This window comes from Paenibacillus sp. G34, assembly GCF_056856875.1.
Map to the genome: position 1 here is coordinate 6,070,201 of NZ_CM166469.1, position 19,267 is coordinate 6,089,467.

General features: G+C 43.7%; 20 protein-coding genes and 1 pseudogene. 1 reads left to right on the forward strand and 20 read right to left on the reverse strand.

Annotated elements, in window-relative coordinates:
* The 8 genes from AC1VYS_RS27350 to AC1VYS_RS27385 form a co-directional block, all read right to left on the reverse strand.
* The gene (locus tag AC1VYS_RS27350; RefSeq protein WP_482912254.1) at positions 1–444 is read right to left on the reverse strand and encodes a hypothetical protein; all 444 of its coding nucleotides are present in this window, start codon (positions 442–444) and stop codon (positions 1–3) included.
* Positions 444–992, reverse strand: a complete 549-nt coding sequence (locus AC1VYS_RS27355; protein ID WP_482912255.1) for a hypothetical protein — start codon at positions 990–992, stop codon at positions 444–446. The genes AC1VYS_RS27350 and AC1VYS_RS27355 overlap by 1 nt, the downstream gene beginning before the upstream one ends.
* 988 nt (positions 993–1,980) lie before the next feature.
* Positions 1,981–4,173 carry a ribosomal protection-like ABC-F family protein gene (gene abc-f / locus AC1VYS_RS27360; RefSeq protein ID WP_482912256.1) on the reverse strand — a complete coding sequence of 731 codons (2,193 nt, stop codon included), beginning with the start codon at positions 4,171–4,173 and terminating at the stop codon, positions 1,981–1,983.
* Positions 4,174–4,271: 98 nt separating this feature from the next.
* On the reverse strand, positions 4,272–4,433 hold the full coding sequence (locus tag AC1VYS_RS27365) for a hypothetical protein (protein WP_251510546.1): 162 nt from the start codon (positions 4,431–4,433) through the stop codon (positions 4,272–4,274).
* 263 nt (positions 4,434–4,696) lie between these two features.
* Positions 4,697–5,164 carry a hypothetical protein gene (locus AC1VYS_RS27370; protein WP_482912257.1) on the reverse strand — a complete coding sequence of 156 codons (468 nt, stop codon included), beginning with the start codon at positions 5,162–5,164 and terminating at the stop codon, positions 4,697–4,699.
* Complete coding sequence (locus tag AC1VYS_RS27375) at positions 5,164–5,451, reverse strand: hypothetical protein (protein WP_482912258.1); 288 nt, start codon at positions 5,449–5,451, stop codon at positions 5,164–5,166. Before AC1VYS_RS27375 ends, AC1VYS_RS27370 begins: the two co-directional genes overlap by 1 nt.
* A 126-nt stretch (positions 5,452–5,577) precedes the next feature.
* Positions 5,578–6,576 (reverse strand): glycosyltransferase, encoded by a 999-nt coding sequence (locus AC1VYS_RS27380; RefSeq protein ID WP_482912259.1) that lies wholly within the window; start codon positions 6,574–6,576, stop codon positions 5,578–5,580.
* A 47-nt stretch (positions 6,577–6,623) separates the two neighbouring features.
* Positions 6,624–7,601, reverse strand: a complete 978-nt coding sequence (locus tag AC1VYS_RS27385) for a phosphotransferase (protein WP_482934441.1) — start codon at positions 7,599–7,601, stop codon at positions 6,624–6,626.
* A gap of 238 nt (positions 7,602–7,839) precedes the next feature.
* On the opposite strand from AC1VYS_RS27385, the gene AC1VYS_RS27390 reads away from it, so the two are divergent.
* A complete protein-coding gene (locus AC1VYS_RS27390) occupies positions 7,840–8,277 on the forward strand; it encodes a hypothetical protein (protein WP_482912261.1) in 438 nt (145 codons plus the stop codon).
* A gap of 114 nt (positions 8,278–8,391) precedes the next feature.
* Here the strand turns inward: AC1VYS_RS27390 and AC1VYS_RS27395 are convergent, their stop codons facing one another.
* The 12 genes and pseudogenes from AC1VYS_RS27395 to AC1VYS_RS27450 all read right to left on the reverse strand — a co-directional run bounded on the left by AC1VYS_RS27395 (position 8,392) and on the right by AC1VYS_RS27450 (position 19,207).
* Entirely contained in the window at positions 8,392–8,871 is a 480-nt protein-coding gene (locus AC1VYS_RS27395) for an immunity protein YezG family protein (RefSeq protein ID WP_482912262.1), read from the reverse strand.
* A 350-nt stretch (positions 8,872–9,221) separates the two neighbouring features.
* Positions 9,222–9,380, reverse strand: a pseudogene (locus AC1VYS_RS27400) (DUF6985 domain-containing protein); the annotation flags it as partial.
* Positions 9,381–9,962: 582 nt separating this feature from the next.
* Complete coding sequence (locus AC1VYS_RS27405; RefSeq protein ID WP_482912263.1) at positions 9,963–10,427, reverse strand: SMI1/KNR4 family protein; 465 nt, start codon at positions 10,425–10,427, stop codon at positions 9,963–9,965.
* A gap of 12 nt (positions 10,428–10,439) precedes the next feature.
* A complete protein-coding gene (locus tag AC1VYS_RS27410; protein ID WP_482915142.1) occupies positions 10,440–11,756 on the reverse strand; it encodes a deaminase domain-containing protein in 1,317 nt (438 codons plus the stop codon).
* A gap of 225 nt (positions 11,757–11,981) precedes the next feature.
* Entirely contained in the window at positions 11,982–14,867 is a 2,886-nt protein-coding gene (locus AC1VYS_RS27415; RefSeq protein WP_482912264.1) for a DUF5704 domain-containing protein, read from the reverse strand.
* A 538-nt stretch (positions 14,868–15,405) separates the two neighbouring features.
* Positions 15,406–16,620 carry an S-layer homology domain-containing protein gene (locus AC1VYS_RS27420; protein WP_482912265.1) on the reverse strand — a complete coding sequence of 405 codons (1,215 nt, stop codon included), beginning with the start codon at positions 16,618–16,620 and terminating at the stop codon, positions 15,406–15,408.
* A gap of 176 nt (positions 16,621–16,796) precedes the next feature.
* Positions 16,797–17,183 (reverse strand): hypothetical protein, encoded by a 387-nt coding sequence (locus AC1VYS_RS27425; protein ID WP_482912266.1) that lies wholly within the window; start codon positions 17,181–17,183, stop codon positions 16,797–16,799.
* Between the two features lie 15 nt (positions 17,184–17,198).
* Positions 17,199–17,558 (reverse strand): hypothetical protein, encoded by a 360-nt coding sequence (locus tag AC1VYS_RS27430; RefSeq protein WP_482912267.1) that lies wholly within the window; start codon positions 17,556–17,558, stop codon positions 17,199–17,201.
* Between the two features lie 117 nt (positions 17,559–17,675).
* A complete protein-coding gene (locus AC1VYS_RS27435; RefSeq protein ID WP_482912268.1) occupies positions 17,676–17,999 on the reverse strand; it encodes a hypothetical protein in 324 nt (107 codons plus the stop codon).
* 119 nt (positions 18,000–18,118) lie between these two features.
* The gene (locus tag AC1VYS_RS27440) at positions 18,119–18,451 is read right to left on the reverse strand and encodes a hypothetical protein (protein WP_482912269.1); all 333 of its coding nucleotides are present in this window, start codon (positions 18,449–18,451) and stop codon (positions 18,119–18,121) included.
* 69 nt (positions 18,452–18,520) lie between these two features.
* Positions 18,521–18,847, reverse strand: coding sequence for a hypothetical protein (locus tag AC1VYS_RS27445; RefSeq protein ID WP_482912270.1), 327 nt, complete (start codon positions 18,845–18,847; stop codon positions 18,521–18,523).
* 36 nt (positions 18,848–18,883) lie between these two features.
* A complete protein-coding gene (locus AC1VYS_RS27450) occupies positions 18,884–19,207 on the reverse strand; it encodes a DUF1433 domain-containing protein (RefSeq protein WP_482912271.1) in 324 nt (107 codons plus the stop codon).
* Positions 19,208–19,267 lie beyond the last annotated feature (60 nt).

Consider the following 19,267-nt stretch of genomic DNA (forward strand, 5'->3'; position numbering starts at 1 on the left):
TTAACCTCCTGAACTTCGGAAAAAGCTGCCGAAACCGCTCGATTTGGATTTGGTTGAGCTTCTATAAGAGCTGCTACCGTCTTTGCTACTGCGATAAGATGAGCCGCCGTATCCGCCATAGTAGTAGTGTCCGCTGCTGGAGTCGTACTCGCAGCCTGTATCATATTCGGGATCACATTCGTCATTGTTACTGCCACATCCTGCAAGCACCGCAGGCACAGCAAGCATGAGCGAAAATGCGACCAGTTTCGCTTTGGAGCCCGGTTTGGCGCTAGGAGTAGAGTGTGGTTTAGAGCCTAATATGGACGATGATTCTGATTCTAATGCACTTCTGGATGCCACTACATTCTCAGAACTAGAGTCTAGCGAGGATGCAGTTCCATCCCCAAAGACGGCTCCAGACACTTGACCGGACAAAGGTTTTCGCACCTCTTCTTCCTTCATTACAGATCCACCTCTTTCATGAAAAACAGTACTTTCTTCCGATCCGCATCCAGCACGGAGTACAAAAACTCGTATGTCTTGCCTTCGCGTACCATGTAGTGATCCAGCAGCTGCTCGGCCAGCTCCATCGTGTAGCCAGAGGATTCCGCAAGCTGGAGCTCATCAAAGGAACGTCCATTCCACAGCATATATTCCGGGCTGTACATGGAAGACATTTTACACATGCCCAGCGCTGCATCCGCAATAGCAGCTCCATGCCCTTCCGGCATCTGCTGGTCATACGCTGTCACGTAGATGGCATGTTCGCGCCGATCCTGACACTCATTGGACAGATGGGCCCATAATTTGTTTTTCATCAGAGTAGCATCCACCAGCTTGCGCATAAACAGTTCATCCCGCGTCACTGAAGCCTGCTCAAGCAGACCCGTCTCTGCCTGTTTATCCTCCGACCAACTGCGATACATCAATGAATAATACAAGGTGATTCCCTCCCGATCTGCAAGCTCGTAGGTGAGCCGATTCAATATACACAAACGTATTAAACGCATGAGAAGGAAAAAAGTTACACTATTCGCCGAGACATGTAAAAAGAAACAATGTAATTTATGATGTTCCTTTTAACCGTACTCCAGCCTGCTCATCAGACCTACTTATCTACTTTATCTACTTATCTACCTACCTACTTACACGCCTTACATATTTACTTACATGTTTACTTACATGTTTACCTACTTATCTACCTCCCTTTCCTAACTTCCTCACTTCCTCACTTCCTCACTTCCTCACTTCCTCACTTCCTTACTTCCTTACTTCCTTACTTCCTTACTTCCTTACTTCCTTACTTCCTTACTTCCTTAATTATCTAACCACCTAACTCCCCACTTCCCAATTTTATTTCCCACTTATGCGCTAACGATCACCAGAGAGCTTATTTGGCGAAAAAACAGGCTGCCCAAATTCTAACGATCAGGAGAAACGTTATTTCGGAGAAAAACCAGTGAAATCGGCTAAAAGCTCCACATTTTTAGTAAATAACGTCCCTGGTGATCGTTAGAATTTTAAATCGCTAAAAAACACCCAAATAACGTCTTCTGAGATCGTTAGAATAGCCGGAATCTGCGATGGGCCTCCTGGGATCAATAATAGTTACCCTTGCACGCATGAAAATCAACATCGATCATCCTCTCCGCAGGACTAGCTCTTGAAATACTCTATCGCAACGCCCTCCTGAAAAGGACAGAGAGAATAGTTCGAAAATAGCAGCCAAAATTTGAGGCATGGTACATACGGATTAAAGTAATATCACACAAAAAGGACTGCCTCATGGCAGTCCATGCATATCAAATGCTATCAAATGCATATCACCTGTGAGACAATCCTTTTACGTTCCCTTCTACGTTCTTGCGCTCTAGTCCATTTCCTACACTTCTAGTTAGTTAATTTCAACAATCAGCCCTGTATCTACACTCGCTCAGTGAGGTTCGGCTGTGGTTTATTAACGGCTCGTGGCATGCTTTTGCTGTTCGTACCCTAAGATCACATCTCAGCCCATTGAGCCAATAACTCATCGTATGCCGCAGATAATTGCTCACGCTCGTTCCAGGTTTGTTCCAGCGCTGCCGGATCATTGGCTAACGCTTCAAGCTGCTGATCAAGCTCCTGAATCTGTGTTTCTATACGAGCCATCGCCTGCTCCAGCTTTTCAACAGACCCGTATTTCCCAATACTGTTACCATTTCGGCTTCTGCTTCCGCTTTGGCTGCTACTACGGTCACCGTTCCCATTACTGCCACCATTTCGGCTGCGGCTTTGATTGCCAACGCGGTCATGATGTCCGCTTCCGATATTCTTGTTCCCCCGTCCAGCATCAAGCACAGTTCGAGCTTGCTCCAACACGCTCTCTCCGCTTGCAGATGCAGCATCATGTCCGGTGCCTCCGGCTTTTAGTCGGGCACCTTTGCTCGCTCCCGTCTCTGCTGACTTCCCATTGAGCCCCGTCCCGGTTCCCTTTTCTGCTGCTCTTTTTCCAGTTTTCGATCCGTTTCCAGCACTACCTGCTCCAAGGTCTTGTGAAACTTCTTTCGCTGCACGAGCCTGCAAATCCAGCTTCTTCTCCCGATATGCTTCGTAATCCCCAAGGTATGTCGTTAACTGCCCATTTTCCAGTTCCCAGACACGGGAAGCCAGACGGTTCACAAAGTATCGGTCATGTGAGATAGCCAGTACGGTTCCTTCAAAATCAGCGAGCGAATCCTCCAGCGCCTCTCTTGATGCAATATCCAGATGGTTCGTCGGCTCATCCAACAGAAGTACATTCGGTTTGCGCTGTACCAGCAACGCCAGTCTAAGACGCGTCCACTCTCCACCGGACAGCTGTCCTACCGAACGAAAAACATCTGCACCATAGAACAGATATCGCGCCAAAATGCCACGAGCTTCCCCTTCCTCCACGCCTGCTTCCAGACGGAAGTACTCCAGCACGTTCAGCTTGGGATTCACAGGTTCCTCCTGCTGAGCCAGGTATCCCACATCAACGCGTGCGCCCCATTCCAGCTTACCTGCATCCGGCTGTTCTTCACCGAGCAGTAGCTTGAACAGTGTTGTTTTACCGGAGCCATTGCGACCGATCAAAGCCGTTTTATCTCCATATTCCAGCAGAGCAGATACACCACGTAAAATATCCCGGTCACCGTATCGTTTTTCCACGTCTTCCAGCACCGCTACACGTTTACCAGTCCGATCCGTCGGAAGCACATCAAAATCCGCATGACGACGTTCCAGCACAGGACGTTTCACCTGCTCCATCCGCTCCAGCGCTTTGCGCATGGAGGCTGCACGACGGAAAAACTTTTCGTTACCGCCGACGCGGCCCCATTCTTCCAGCTGGCGGATCGTTTCCTTCATTTTTTTCATAACCTTCTGCTGCTCTTTGAACTCCTCAAACTGCTTCAGCAACCGCTGTTCCTTCACCTTCATATATTCGGTGTATCCGCCCGTAGCGATTTCGGCCTCTCCGTCCTCCAGCTCCAGCGTACGTGTCACGACCCGATCCAGAAAATAGCGGTCATGTGAGATCAGAATGACGGTACCCGAATAATCTCGTAAAAATCCTTCCAGCCACTCCACCCGCTCCAGATCCAAATGGTTAGTCGGCTCATCCAGCAATAACAGATCCGGACTGACGATCAGCTGTGAAGCCAGCACAACACGCGTCTGCTCGCCGCCTGAAAGAGAACCGAAGCGCCATCCGTAGTGAGCCTTGGCAATATCCAGGCCATCCGCGACCTGATCAACCCGTGCATCCATCTCATATCCGCCTTCACGTTCAAACCGTTCCTGCAGCGCCGCATACCGTTTCAGCAGTCGATCCAGCTGCTCTGGATCTGCTGCACAGGCGGGATCGGACATCTGCTGCTCCAATTCGGTCATCTGGGTGCGGCAAGCAATAAGTTCCCGAAAACCAAGGCCCAGTACATCCAGCACCGTGTGGTCATCCATTCCTTCGGGTACTTGGGCGACATAACCGACCCGTGTATCTTTTTTTAGCATCAGTTGGCCTTCATCCGGTTGGCTTATCCGGGCCATCAGACGCATCAAGGTGGTTTTGCCGCTTCCGTTGCGGCCGATCAGGGCCACCTTGTCGCCTTCCATAATTTCAAATGTAATGCCGTCCAGCACCAGATGTGCTCCGTGATATTGTTTCAACTGTTGCGCGCTAATAATCATCATAATAAGGTTCCTCCTATGGTGTGGAAGAGCCCGACCGCAACACAAAAAGAGCCGCAGGAGGTTAGCTCCGCGGCCCTTCAGAATTCAAGCAAATATGCTTATCGTCCGAATGAGGTCAAGGCAGGCGTCTTCTCGTACATGTTAACTTCCGTATATTCAAAATTGGACAGACTTCTCCCGTTGTTCGAAAAAGTGTGAACAATGCCAGCCATAGCAATCGGCAGCTGGCTAATACGGTTGTTAAGCATCTCGTGATTCACCTGTCTTCACCTCCCTTGTCATAAGTAATGTCAATATATCACAGACGGTTGCATCTCTGCAACCATCTCATGCAGCTAGCTCCCTGTCATGTGCCTGTGACATTGTTATGTGGGTGCACCTACCGTTTTCATATAGCTATCCTCTATCAGCCTTTTTCATCCCTCGACTACTCGTACTGACTCCTACGATCTTTTAAGACTCTTTTTCCTATTTTCTACGGCTCTTCTTCCGATTTCTACCGCTCTTCTACCCGGAAGGCAAATTACCCTAGATAAGTCATCCGAATATCCACTACATTGTGCAAATTGATCTCCACGCGCAGTTCCTCATGCTCATTGATCGCAATTAAGGTATTACCGTTGACACTTAACGTTTTGATCGGGTTGGTATCCTCCAAAAAAATCCCCCACACCAAACGACCTTCTGCATCAGTACAAGCAATGAAGCCTTCATTCCCCATTTGCCCGTCTCCGCCAACGATTTCTCCACCCTGATAATCCACATTTGTCCATGCATCCACCATCGTCCAGCAATCCGGATTGTACTTCACAATACTATCGATCTTCGTATCACACAGCGGAGAAACAGACAGGGTACGCTCATTGTTGTTAGGGTCAAAATATGTGCGGATATCTAAAATGGTGACTGTTCCATCTGCAAAAGCGATGCAATTCATACCTGGCATCTCTCGCTGTTCGGCAGACCAATGTTCCATGATTAAACTGTTCATTATAAGTTCCTTCCTCGACGCCGAAGCACCAGAGCTGTAATCGTAACCGTAATCAGCGTCAACAACCCTGATGTACCTATTGCCACACCAAGCAGCGCATAACCAATGGCATTCCAGTTTTCCATACTGATACTCATCACGATCACACCCGCCCCGCCAAGCAATGTCAGACACGGCAAAATGGACTGAATCCACGTCATCTGACGCCCCTGCGCCCGATACACGATCCATTCGATCAGCAGCTGCACCACCCACATCCCAATCGTCCACAAAATAACGATATCCATAGAATTCTCTCCTTATAATTGGATATTCATATCGACTACTACGGAGCAGTATTACGGTGTAACCTCTCCATAGAACATGAACTAGAATGATTACTTTTTATCCATACCTATTCATACCGTGGCGCCTTACTTCAACCAGTCTGCAAAAAAATTCCGATACCCTTCCTTCATCATCGTTCGTGAAAAGGCACCGAATGCATATTCACGGTTGTCCTCCGATACACTGCGCGGCGCAGCCGCAGCCATGTTCACCAGCTCAAACCAGTTATCCTCGTTGCCGGCAAAGGCATGCGTGGATCTGATGTGACCGTAGCAGGCATGCTCGGGTTTCACAACCATTTTCCCCATCGCCATCGCTTCTGTCAGTGGCATCGAAAACGTATCAAACGCCGAACAGCTCCAGTACACTTTCGCTGAGTTCATCAGCGTAAATATCTCATCCTGAGTAAGTGCAAACTTCAGCTTCACGTTACTTGGGATATCGTATTTCTTCATGCTCTCCTGGTAGCGCACACCGCCAAACACCATGTACACTTCTTTGTCCGGGTTCTGCCGGGCATATTCCAGCACAAGGTCGGGACGGCGGTTCGCCTCATCCCGTCCGATCCAGAGCACGCGATTATGCACGACCTGACTCGGGTCATAATGCCGGTGCGCCAGCTCTTCGTTGAAGCCAATCGGAATGACGTTCACGTCATGCACGCCGAAATTGCGCCCCAGCTCTCTTTTCAAAAACTCAGTCTGCACAATCGCTTTATCCACCATCGTATAGAATGGCTTCATCATCTCATACCCCGTCAGTGCCGGGTCTGGGAAACTGTGTGGAAACAGAACACTTTTGGGCAAAAACATTTTCAGAAATGTAAATCCCGATACCGTATAGATCACATGCTCAATATTTTGGCTATGGATCTGATCCAGCACGATATCATAATTCACCAGGTCACCCTTCTCATGCTCGTATCCCGGCAGCCAGTCGTATCCGCTCACATGACGCTCCGGCGAGATGAACACGATGTCCACACCCAGCTCCAGCCCGATCTGCTTCAGTCGATCCGCGAACACCCGCGGCCCCTGAGCCTCCGTGAATTGAATTTTACGCATAACCAGTCCGACTTTACGCAATCTTTTCACCCCTTTTTTCTATTCTTCGCTTCAATTATCTAATCTCTTCACCCGTTCAAATGCTCTATACATTGCTCCAGCGTCGTAGCTGTCTCATGCCATTGATTGCGCAACTGCTCCTGCGGCCACACACAGTCCGGATTCCGTAGATCGCCGTCGATCAGACGTAACATCCAGAGCGAGAATACAATCGCATAAGCATCGTACCACTCGGCAAAAGAACCCCGTTCAATCTGCACGTGAAAACTCTCCAGCTTGTCCAGATACACCTTCATCACACGCGCCCGAAGCCCCGGCGTCATTGTACGAGGAAAGAGCGGATGCGACAAGTCCAGCAGATGGTATACATCCCACAGCGGCGTATTCAGATGAGCATGTTCCCAGTCCAGAATGACCAGTCTGCCTTCTACCTCGGCTACGTTGCCGGGATGCAAATCGCCATGACACAGTACCTGCGGCAGTTCATCTTCTGCCGTCAGAATTAACATGGTAAGTTTGTCCCAGTCTGCTGCTGACAACGTCAGATTCAGGCCGGATAACAGCTTAGCTGTCACTGACGGGTACTGCAGCAGTTCATGCAGCATATCCCGAATGGGCGGCTTATGCCCGACTCGCGGCAGGTCTTGCCACATTGCTATGGGTAGAGCATGCCAAGCCGCCATATGTGCAGCAGCATTCAATATCGTCGATTCGCACAAGTGATGCTCCAGCTGTCCCATGTCTTCGTAGATCATCCAGCTCTGCTCCGGAGCCGCCGTTTGATCCGAAACCGCAATGAGTTGCGGATACACGGGTGGCAATTGCGCCATCACATGCTCGTACATCCAGCGTTCCCGTCCGTGCTGTGCAGAATTCGTCAATGGTTTGAAAATATACGTCTGACCGGATGGAACAGTAAACCGTTCCACATGTCTGCCGTTCAACCCTTGATAGAGAATCTGCCTTGCCGTAACCTGCTGTTCATCTAATATTCCTTCGGGTGTAACCCAGCGCTCTGGATATATGTCATTCGCTAAATTCTCCATGTGATTCATCTTCTGCAAGTCTCGAGTGTTCTCCCTATTCCTCATGTCCTCGAAATTCTCTGCGTCCTCTATATTCTCCATGCTCTCCATAAACTCACCCTCCCTTCTGTTTAACCGTTCCGTACAGGGTTTCTATTCATCATACGTTGCAGATGAACGGCCTGCAACTCTGTAGACAATGATATAATGGAACGACAGATTGTGAGGGTACTTGAACATTTACATAGGAGGAACGACCATGAGCATTGTACTGATGCCAGAAAAAGTAGATTTCCACATCTCCACAACCGATCTGAAGGCCATCTACACCGAATCGGGCGGTGTAACTTTACGTATAGATGTGCAAACGCGTGGGGATGTGCCTCTAGATCATTATCGAGAAATCGAACTCACTTTCGACACCGTTGCTGAACTGCGCTGCATCACGGTTAATTTCTTCGAGCTATACACAGACGAGGTTGAAGGGATCAGTCAGCAAGACGATGTGCTTGCCTTCTGGGAGACTAACGGGTATCATCCCGATCCTGGCTTTTATCAGGTCGTAGATTCACCTATTCTAGACGAGAAAAGAACACTATTCGACCCCCGAAATCGGCTTGATCTGAAGCATTACCTAGTAGTCGGGTATGACAGTTATGTAGAGGTTATTGCATCATCCTATCAAGTGCAGAAATAGTCTTGGGGTTAATGCAGCTTTCCAAAACAAATACCCTGAAGGATTTATACCTGCAGGGTAAGCTCTTTTTTAACTTGTTTGTTCATCAAAAACATAATAAGAAAAGAAATATATCTAATTTTTCTCTTCAAAATCTTTCATTTTCTCTATTTTAATTCTATCCTCTTCTTCTTCCGGCATATGGCCCAAATATTTACTTTCCCAATATTCTAATCTTTCTGAAGGACCGAAAGTAGACTCTCCCCACTTTGTGTAATCATACACTACACTTAGTTTTCCCGCAGACGTGAGCTTCATTGTCATTGAAAACCAAGGATCTTGTCCATCATCTATAAAGAGATTTTTCAAATCATTCGTTGCTTCAAACAATTTATTGTCTAATTGATCATATTCACCTGATTTAACATTGTATCTACTGGGAATTTCAAGAGAATAAATATATTCACTCTCATTCTCGGGTTTAAAGAAAAAGAAAACTCCTCCTTCTCCATTCTCTACTTCTCCATTAAAGTAAAAATCCTCCCATTGCACTGGTATCATTCGATCTATGATTTCTGCAATATTGCTATAGATCTCATTCATCTTTTTTTCCATTGATTAACCTTCTTTTTTATTTAAAATTCAGGAACTGGTCTGTTGTTACCAATCTGATAGATGATTTTGAACGAATCTGATCGCATGGAGTTACCTGATTAAATTGGTTCAATTTAACGGCAACTTTTTTTAAGAAGAATTTCATGAAGATCCGCCCCGCTCTCAACATTTATGGTGGTATCTGATCATAGTCGACCTGTTCATTGTAGTGGAATAGCGTTATTTAGGTTGTAAATTCAAGCATGGATGGATGTACGTACTAACAAAATCTTTATACTGGTATTACATGGTTTAAGTGTGTTACTGGTTGATTGATAAGTTTATTCGGAACTGGTTACCCCCACAAATACTCAAAGTGCCACATCTTGGTACCCCACTTTAGCTACTTCTTCATTAATTAGACGTATACCAACCCCATTTTCTTCATCCCATTTGCAGTCAAATGTTAATCCAATATATCTATCTTCAGATCGTCTTGCAGACGGTACATAAATCCCAACTAGCATGATACTGGTCTGGTGGTGGTTTAAAAAATATATTTTGTTTCTCACCTTTGCCTCTCAAAAACTAACCGTTTTATTCTTAGGTAAGGACGCTTGATTATTCTCAAATCATATGCACTGGCAAATTCAGTTTGCTCGAAAGCAGGTGGAGTATCAACTCACCTGTCCCCTAAGTTGTAATCTTAACTGGATAATAAAGAAGGTTAATCGTTTTTCCAATTACCACCATTATATCACTTGCTTGTTGTTCTCTTAGAGTTGCCGCCACTTCGTCGCTACGTTTCCTACTACGCCTACACTGCTTGTTCCAGTTTGCAAAACAGACCTCACTTCTTTTTTTGCTCCTGTGCTAATTGCTGGTTCTTCAACTCTTCTACCCCTACTTTGTTCAAGCTTTGCTATTCGTTTCATACTCTTTTAATTCATGAAAAAAAACTCATTCCTACTCATGGTTCAAGTGGAAAAGAGCTTTTGAGAGTTATCAAGTGTTTGATTTGTTTATTCTTTGGTTTGTTGGTTCTCTTGCACAATCTTGTTGTTAGGCTGTAAATGGGTTTACAGAAAAATTTCCACAACCCTTTACTTCCTCTAATCTTTCTTTTGAAAAACATACTCATCTTTCAAATATCTGCGCTGTAAAAATTCTGTAAAAGAATCTGCAATTTTATAGAAACCTTCCTTCTTCTTAATTTCGGAATAAAAATAGACAGGGGGATTCTCACCCTCATTTAATTTAAAGAAACAAAACATGCACCCTTGACTCATCCAAAATACAAAATCGTTAGAGGTAAGCTTCAAAGGAACCTTGTTTTCTTCTAATAATTCCGCTCCCCATTCATTTAATTCCAGCAATTCGTCAATAAAACATGATTCTCCACGTAAAAAAGTATGCTCTGTTCCGCCTCCCATTACTTCAAGAAACTCAATGTATGCTTCAGGAAGTTTATTAGTTCCTATCAACTTCTTCACTTCATTTATTTCTTGCATTGAGCACGGAACCATAGGGATTTTATCATTTTGAAGTTGGATAAAAAGTTCATTTAAATATTTCATCGTTATTCTCCTTTATTTTAGAATTACTTCAACACGAACTACCTCAATATTTGGGAACTCTTTCTGGAATTGATCAACCAAATCAATACAATTATCACAAAACGGTCTTTCAGAAATAATTTCAATTTTCCCCTTAACATCAGGCTTTTCTTTGTACTTGAGCCTTAAATATTCTACAACTTTTTGTTCTGTATGACTTGCGAATTCACTAATTGGTCCCTTATAATGATAATCCTCTGGTTGTGGGGGCTTAAAGTTGCCCTTATTAACGTAATCATTGTCTGTAAACTCTCCACTAACGCTTTCTAAATCTATCTTATCACCATCTATTGTTCCTTTTGCCCCCGCAACGTTCCTTTTCTTCCCAGCAGTATATTTTTTCCTTAGGGATTCGACAAGTTCTCTATCAGCTTGTGTAGTTTCTCTAAAATATCTTCTAACAGGTTCACCCGTCCCCTCACCCATTCTCTTCTCCTTCTCCACAAATTCAGAGAATTTAGAGGATTCCCGGGCTTTTTTGCTCTCCGCGATATTGTCCATCACTTGAAGTCGTGGGTCTTTAAATCCGTTAAAACCACCGGTCATTTGCCCCGATCCAGGTGGGCGATTAAACGCATCAAGCTTTATCCCCCCTCCTGACGATGTTAACCAATTATGAGGTTTGATCATCTTGGCGGTCATTCCGCCTCCAACCATCATACCTCCCATGCCCATCATATTGGCCCAATGCTCGCTGGACCAGGCATTCGCGGGGAATATCGATTCACGGATTGTACCATGGATGCCGAAGGTCAACCAATTAGCGGTATCATTTGGTGAGTCAAATGCTTTATTCGCCCTATCCACATACTCTTCTACCAGTCCACTCGGAATACCAAAGGTCCAATAATCCAGAAATCCGCCTACACTGTCATAGCGCTTTTGGTAGCGATCGTCTGCAGACTGCATGAAGGCCGTACCTAATTCAAGCAAACTATCCAGCGATTTTTGAAATGCATTTCGGGTGTCCGCAATAGGAGTGCGGCATGCATCCGTTGGAGGCGGCACACAACTGGCATCGTATCCTTGCAAGCCCACTTGGTATTTATCCTCTAATCCTTTTGTCGTTGATGTTGCTTTCAGCCCAATAGACATGGTGGCTACAGCGCCTGCTACGGCTGCTCCGCTTACCTCATCCGCCTGCTGAAACCGCCTGCCGATCTCGCGAAGCTCCTTCGCAATGTGGGCCAAATTCTCCAACGTTTCGATCATCCTAGGCTGGTTCTCTTCAAATCGTTCTAGAAACCGCTCGCGTACCATTCCCGACCACATCGATTCCATCCAGCGCATCAAGCGAACGAGTTCCTCGCTTCCATACGCCCGCGAGTCTCCTCCACCTCTCGTGCCGCTTCAAACAACCGCTCCGGGGTCACTTGTATTCTACTCATCGTATTCTCCATCTGTCCAGATTCGGACTCTACGTCTTCTTTTCGTTAAAACTAACGCGTCACACACGCAATCTTTCCCTTACTTGGATTCCTTATAGCTAATTTAAAAATACTTTCTCTTGCTTGCTTAATGCGGCACCTGTGCACTGAAATCATCTCGGCTCGAGCGATCCGCATGGTAAAAGACCACATCTCCATCTCGTAACGTAAATGAATTTTCGTAGCTATCCAGCACCTGACGCTGGAAACCTTCCAGCAACCACTGGTTCATTAGCGGCGCGTGAATATATTGCAAATGCGGAGCGGCAAGATTACCTTCCCGAATAGACTCCAGGTTAAAGTTCACCACAATATATCCATTTTTCAAGAAGATTGGTGATTTAGCATCCAGTCCACCATGCGTTCGCCCATACTCGGCCAGATTGGTTCCGGCCTGAACCACATAGGGCTCTGCTGGTAAGCTATACTCGCCATACCATTGCTGAATTGCCGCATTGGCTCGCAGTACATCTGCACTGGCTGTCGTTGGGATGTTCGTTTTTGGCCCGATGAATGTCCGTAGCTGTTCTGGCATCAGCAGCAGACTGTATCCACCGACGGGTGTTTTCATCTTCGTAAACTTGTCCCGGTAGTATTCTTGATACGCTTGCTCGCTCATCATACCCGGGTGTATCTCACCATAGCGATTGTACTTGTACGTTGCGGTATCACGCAGTTGCACCCCAGGCACCTGACGCATCCGATCGTTCAGAATGACAAACCGCTTCACCTGATCCTCTGCCGAACCAATGCGGATAAAGTTCCGTTGATTGGTCGAATAGTACAAATCTACTGGAACACGCGTTTTTCCATCCTTGCTCACAAAATCAAAGGTCGGTGTAAGCCGAATGCCATCTCGCGGACCAAACATATTGCCTTTGGTTTTAAAATCGAATTTAAAGTGGTATCCCGTCTTCATGGCTACATTCTGATACCCCTGAAGCGGATGGCTTCCCGGACGGATGGGTACGGTGAACTGTGAAAAATTGCCCCGCTTGTCCCCGTCAATATTCTTTGTGCCTGTCCAGTAGCTAATCCACGTCGGGGCAATGCTTCCCTTGAATCGGCGGAAGACCAGTTCCCAGTTGTAATCAGCGATATCTGTGATTTCAAAATCGTATAACCTGCCAATCACTTCAACTGAAACTTCATCACTTGCCAAGTGATACGTTAGATCGGTATTCGCATCCGGCTGTGCATTACTGCGAGACATGCTTTCGAAATCGTCCGGAGCATTCTCGGCAATGTTGCGGAACTGTACCTGGTAGTCCCCTTCGTCGACCCAAACCGGGAGATAGAAGGTCGTATCCAGGACATACACCGGAACATCAATCCACGTGTTCCTTGGATAAAACTGCGTCCGGTCTTCGCTATATACATCAAAAGGGAATCGCACCTGTTTAATCCGATAATATTTGGCATAGTCCCGATCCCCATATCCCGGATACGAGCCAACATCCAGGTGCTGTCCACTGGTAGGCATGCGCACGGTGAATGGACGCTCCAAAATCAAGGCAGAGCGATTCATGTTGGGTACGGTTTTCTGGTTATGCGGCTGATCGTCCGATACAAGAGAATAGTTTACGACCGGGGTATGAACTGTGACCGTATTAATCCCTGGAATATCGAACTTTTCCTCTGCATTCCCATCATTAATATTACCGCTCATCAATTCATAGTTAATTTCGCCTGTACTTGGCTGATCTTTTTTATTGACTAAACTTTTCGGTATTTCATTATCTGGGCTATACAGCACATCCCTATGAATTACTTCCGGATCTGGTATCTCTCCAGGTCTAGGTGCTGTCTTTTCGACTTTTGGATTATTGATGACTACGGTATTTTTAAACTTCAGGTAATCGTTCTCTACTTGAACCTCGGCTACCGCTTGCTCAGCCAGTGGTTTTAAATTTTCTGAAGGTGTGGCTGGTTCTGTAGTCGTCCCAGGTACTGTTTGTGACGGCGCAGTAATGCTTGCTGGTACGTTAGGCGCATAGTACCTACCATTTGTGGATGCCGCATAACTAGGGCCACTATAGTCAGCTGGCAATAGCTCTATTTCAGGATTAAGTGCATAGTTTTTCAAGATCGCATTGGTAATTTCATAAACAAGAAGAGAATCAATCTTCCAATAATCGAAATCCCTTTTCACTGTATACGGATATGGAACTGTTACTGGACGGCTCGTAGGGGTACGTATCGTTGTTGTTCCACCATTTCCATCAGAAACAGTATCTTCTCTTGTCCACGTTTTGTTATATGTTTTATTGACAATGACGGTGTACGTACAAGTTCCCTTCATGTTCACGAACTTGCTTTTAAATAAGTAATTCATGCTGAACACATTACCGTACAAACTTTCGGATGTTGGTATCCCTTTAAGCACATCAAAGGGTTCGCTACCGCGTTGATCTGCTTTAATCACTGCGCTGGGATTGGGAGCCATTCTCTCCTTTGTCATTTCAGCTACTGGCGACTCCGTACATGCTGCGTCTGGTTGTTGTGGTATTTCTTCTGGTCGATCTGTTACCGTGATCGTCACGGATTCATATATGTAATACGGGCCATCTGCGGAATTCTTCCATTTCGCTGTAACCACTGCAGTCCCATTCTGGTGAGCTGTTATTTTTCCCGTTTTTGGTTCTACAGTCACTACCGCATTACGGTTAGAAGACCAATCAATCTGATCTGCACGCCTCGAAACGTTTACCCAGTTTCCAAATGCTTCTTGGTCATACTGCTTCGTGCGAATCTCTGCCACTAGAGACTTCACATCACCCACTCTCAGCTGCATGTCGTCCCGAACGCGTATCTCTTTGGTTTCAGTTACGTATCCACTGTAGTCGATCTCTAATGGGGTGTAGTATTCAACTTGATATTTGGGCTTTCCATCTGCTCTCCAAGCATATCTAGTTTTCGTAGTCCATTGATAATCATACTCTCCATCAGGACTTACACTATCCGTCCCAGTCATAGTTTCAATGGTAACAAGAAGACTTCCCTTCCTATAATCAGGTTTAGCATTTGGTTTTACTGAATAACTTTTTAATTTCGTGTCATATCTAACTTCTTCAATCTCTATGTCATGTACATGACTTCTCTTAAAACTATTTTTCTTCTGTTTATCCTGCAAAGATGCTGGTATATAGTCGTTCGTATTTATCTCATCCTTTACAGTCTTGTCTCTTAACTTTAACGGAAGTGCTTCTGTTCCAGAACCATAGGTATTCGTTTGCACTGAGCCATACTTACTACTTGTTGCCTTCCAGATAGCAGTATCTGATTGAGTCCATACAGTTTTAGGTCTAGGGAATGCCTGTCCTTCTACCTTCACTTTTATGGTTTGTTTACCTTTCACTAATCCAGGCGGCTTTACTTCTAGACCCTCGCTAGGATATCCCAACTTAAAATTGGCAAGAATTCTACTAGATGAAACACCGAAAGATGCAAAGATCAATAACAAAACGCATAAATTTATAATAACGTTTTTTTTGTTCATTTTTTATTCCTACCTAATTCTGCAAGGTAACGACTGCATAAGATCCATCGTCCATATTAAATTGCAAATATTCTTTTTTATCTAAGCTCAGATAATCCAAAACCCACAATTTCACACCATTCCTATGCTTCTCGAAAAAGCTAATCGGTTCTAAAAGAGGGAGGACTTCGTATCCAAACTTTTTATTTAATCCGTTCGTAATTGCTGCACCACCACCAGTACTATCTATAACTCCATTCATATAATCAGCAGTAGAAAAATTTTTCTTTTTTGGATTTATTGTTATTTCTTTAAAAATTGGTAACAAACCACTATTTTTATATTTGTTTTGACCATATTCTGTCATAAAAATGGATGTATAGATGCTTTTTTTCTTTTTTGGCTCAGATACGTTCACACCTATTAAACGATGAAATATCAAGTTGCCTGTACCATTCCGGAACGTCTTACTCTTACCTGAGATATTTGCTATAGATGTACCACTAGTCGTCAAACTAGATACCAATTCCAGATTGGTTTTCTTAGTACCCACCATCCGCAGCTCGTTCAGATCATCAAAGCTAGCCGCATCTTTCTTCAGCACACCTTCAAGCCTTAACAAGATGGCAGAAGACTCGGCGCGTGTTGTTGTTTTCTCCATACCAAATGATCCATCCGGAAAGCCGTTCATTAAGTTTGTTCCCATCGCAATCGCAAGGTAAGGAAGCTTCGCCTCAGCAATACCTGGTTTAAATGCTTCTTTGACGGGAAGTAACGTTTCTTTCGTCTCAACGAACGCTTTCTTGTACTCCTCACTGGATGCCATTAATCCGGAACTCATCCACTTCGCCATTTCTTCCCGAGTGATTGGCGTATTGGGTTTAAATCCGTTCGGGTAATCTTTAGTTTGGATAAAACCTAGTGAAACTGCTCGATCTACCTCCGCCTTACTCCAATGTCCTTCCAAATCCTTAAAGGAATCGGTTGCTTCCTCTTCCGAAAGCGGCATCTCCTTGGCTACGCGAGAAATAAGGGACGCAAATTCAGCCCGTGTGACGGATGCATTGGGTTTAAACTGACCGTTACCGTATCCCTTGAAATATCCTTTGGATACAGCCGATTCAATAGCCGATTTTGCCCAGTGATTCGCCTGCACGTCTTTGAAAGTTGTAGCTGCCGAAGCCTGCGAAGAAAGTAATGCTGACATGCCTAATACTGCACTCAGTAGCGGTAACATGATTTTTTTCATTTGTCCCATCCTCCGATGAATTAATTTTTGTTATTTAGAAATCCTTGGATTCACGTTCTCTACATATGTAAAATCCTCATTGAATACTAGAGTCTGCCTTTATAAAGTCTGCTGCTTTCTGATTTATACAGTCTACGAGTTCTGACGTATGTTCTAGATGCCATTCATCTAATTGCTTAATACTCATCTGGAGATCCCACACAATCCCCTATAATATTATTGGATACTATATCCCCTTTCACTAAGTACCTTTTTAATTGTTTACTGTATCCAAGAGACTCTTGCTGATTCGTTTCATAGTTTATATGTACACTAAAGGTTTGATCCTCATGCCCTGTTACATAACCATAAACAGTGACACGACTCATTGCCATTTTAGGCAGTATTTTTTTCTTGGTTATTGTTACCTCCAAATGATATGTGCTTTCTAGATAATTAACTGCAATAGTTTCTGCTCTATCTAAAATCTCTTGATCTTTCAATTGTCTCTCAGCCTTTCCTGTGCACCCTCCTGACAATAAAATTATTACAAAAATCATAGTAACCTTACTCAGACGTTGCATAGTCTTACCTCACTATTAATTTTTTGATTTGTATTTCGGAGAAATATTTATTTCTCCCTTCTTCAACAGCCACTCTGTTCCACCAATATACTGCACTTCATAGGTGTTGTAATTAATTGCTATTTTAATCCCCTCATTCTCATCACCCTTAATATGTCCGTATAGTACAACCTTTGAGGATACGTAACCATCAAAAACCTGAGAATCCGTGAACTCCACGTCAACGTTATACTCTTTTTTGAAATACTCTAATCCTATGGGGGTTGCTTTTTTAACAATATTATAATTTTCCACATGATATGTAACTGCACAACCGCCTACTAATAAAGTGAACGCTGCAAAAACGATTAATATGATCCTCCATCTACGACTCATCTTCTAAACAAATCCTTTGCGTAAGAAATCAATTTTTTTATCAAAATCTACAGATAGTTTCATACATTAAAATGCGGGCTTCAAATAAGGAGAGGTGGATTTATTTTCACCGTTAAGTTAATCTGGGTGTACCAACCACTTCGGCCCACCTGCACGTTCAACCTCATAAGTATTGTAATTAATCGCTATATTAATTGCCTCATTCTCATGACCCTTAATATGTCCGTATAAAATGACCTTCGAAGATACGTACCCGTCAAAAACCTGAGAATCCGTGAACTCCACGTCAACATTGTAATTTTTCTTAAAATATTCTAATCCTATAGGGGTTGCTTTTTTAACAATATTATAATTTTCCACATGATATGTAATTGCACAACCGCCTACTAATAAAGTGAACGCTGCAAAAACGATTAATATGATCCTCCATCTACGACTCATCTTCTAAACAAATCCTTTGCGTAAGAAATCAATTCTTTATGTAATAATTTATATATATTCCCATACATTAAAATGCAGGCTTGTAATATTTCTATGTAGATATATTACTCTTCTAGGAGTTATTCTGGATGGATCAACCACTTTGGCCCACCCGCATGCTCAACCTCATAAGTATTGTAGTTAATCGCTATAGAAATTTTCTCATTATCATCACCATTTATATGTCCGTATAATAAAACGTTTGGATATACGTAACCAGCAAAAACCTGAGAATCCGTGAACTCCACGTCAACGTTGTACTCTTTTTTAAAATATTCTAATCCTATAGGGGTTGCTTTTTTGACGATATTACTATTTTTTACGTGATATGTAATTGCACAACCACCAACTAATACAATACAAGATGCTAATACTATTAATAGCACTCTTAGTTTACGATTCATTTCATACACTCACTCCCTCCTGAAAAATCCCAAGATTATATTCCTATAATTTCCTATTAATGAAACTCCTACAAATATCTAATCATTGAGATTAGGAGGATCATATTCAGGAGGAACTAACGCAAGGCTCACCTTGTATGTTCGGTAATCCACAAATATAGTAAACGCCTTATCCTTTTCACCATGGATTCTGCCATATAAAATAATCGTTGAAGTGACATACTCAGCATTGATTTGATAATCATAAAATTCCACATCTACTCCATACTGTTCTTTTAGAAATTGCTCTGCTACTGGAATTGCTTTATTCGCAATACTCCTATTCTTGAAATAGGAGTAACCATACGACATAACAATGATTAATGAAAAAATGATAACACCGCTTATAATAATTCTCTTCCTCAATGTTTTTCTCCTCAAAATACCTTCGTTTAAACTATATCAATCTGATTCAAAAAGCCATTCAGGTCCAGTTATATAATCAACTTTAAAGGTATTATAGTTAATTGATATTGAAACCGTCTCATTTATATCGTTCTCAACATATCCGTAAAGCACTACCTTCGAATTAATATAACCTGGGAACACCTCTGAATCTGTAAATTGAACTGTAAGATTATACTTAGTTTTGAAATATTCTACTCCTATAGGGGTGGCCTTTTTAACGATATTATTATTTTTCACGTGATATGTAATTGTGCAACCACCGACTAATAAAGTGAACGCTGCAAAAACGATTAATATAATCCTCCATTTACGACTCATCTTCTAAACAAATCCTTTGCGTAAGAAATTATTTCTTTTTCTCGAAATCTACAGATAGTC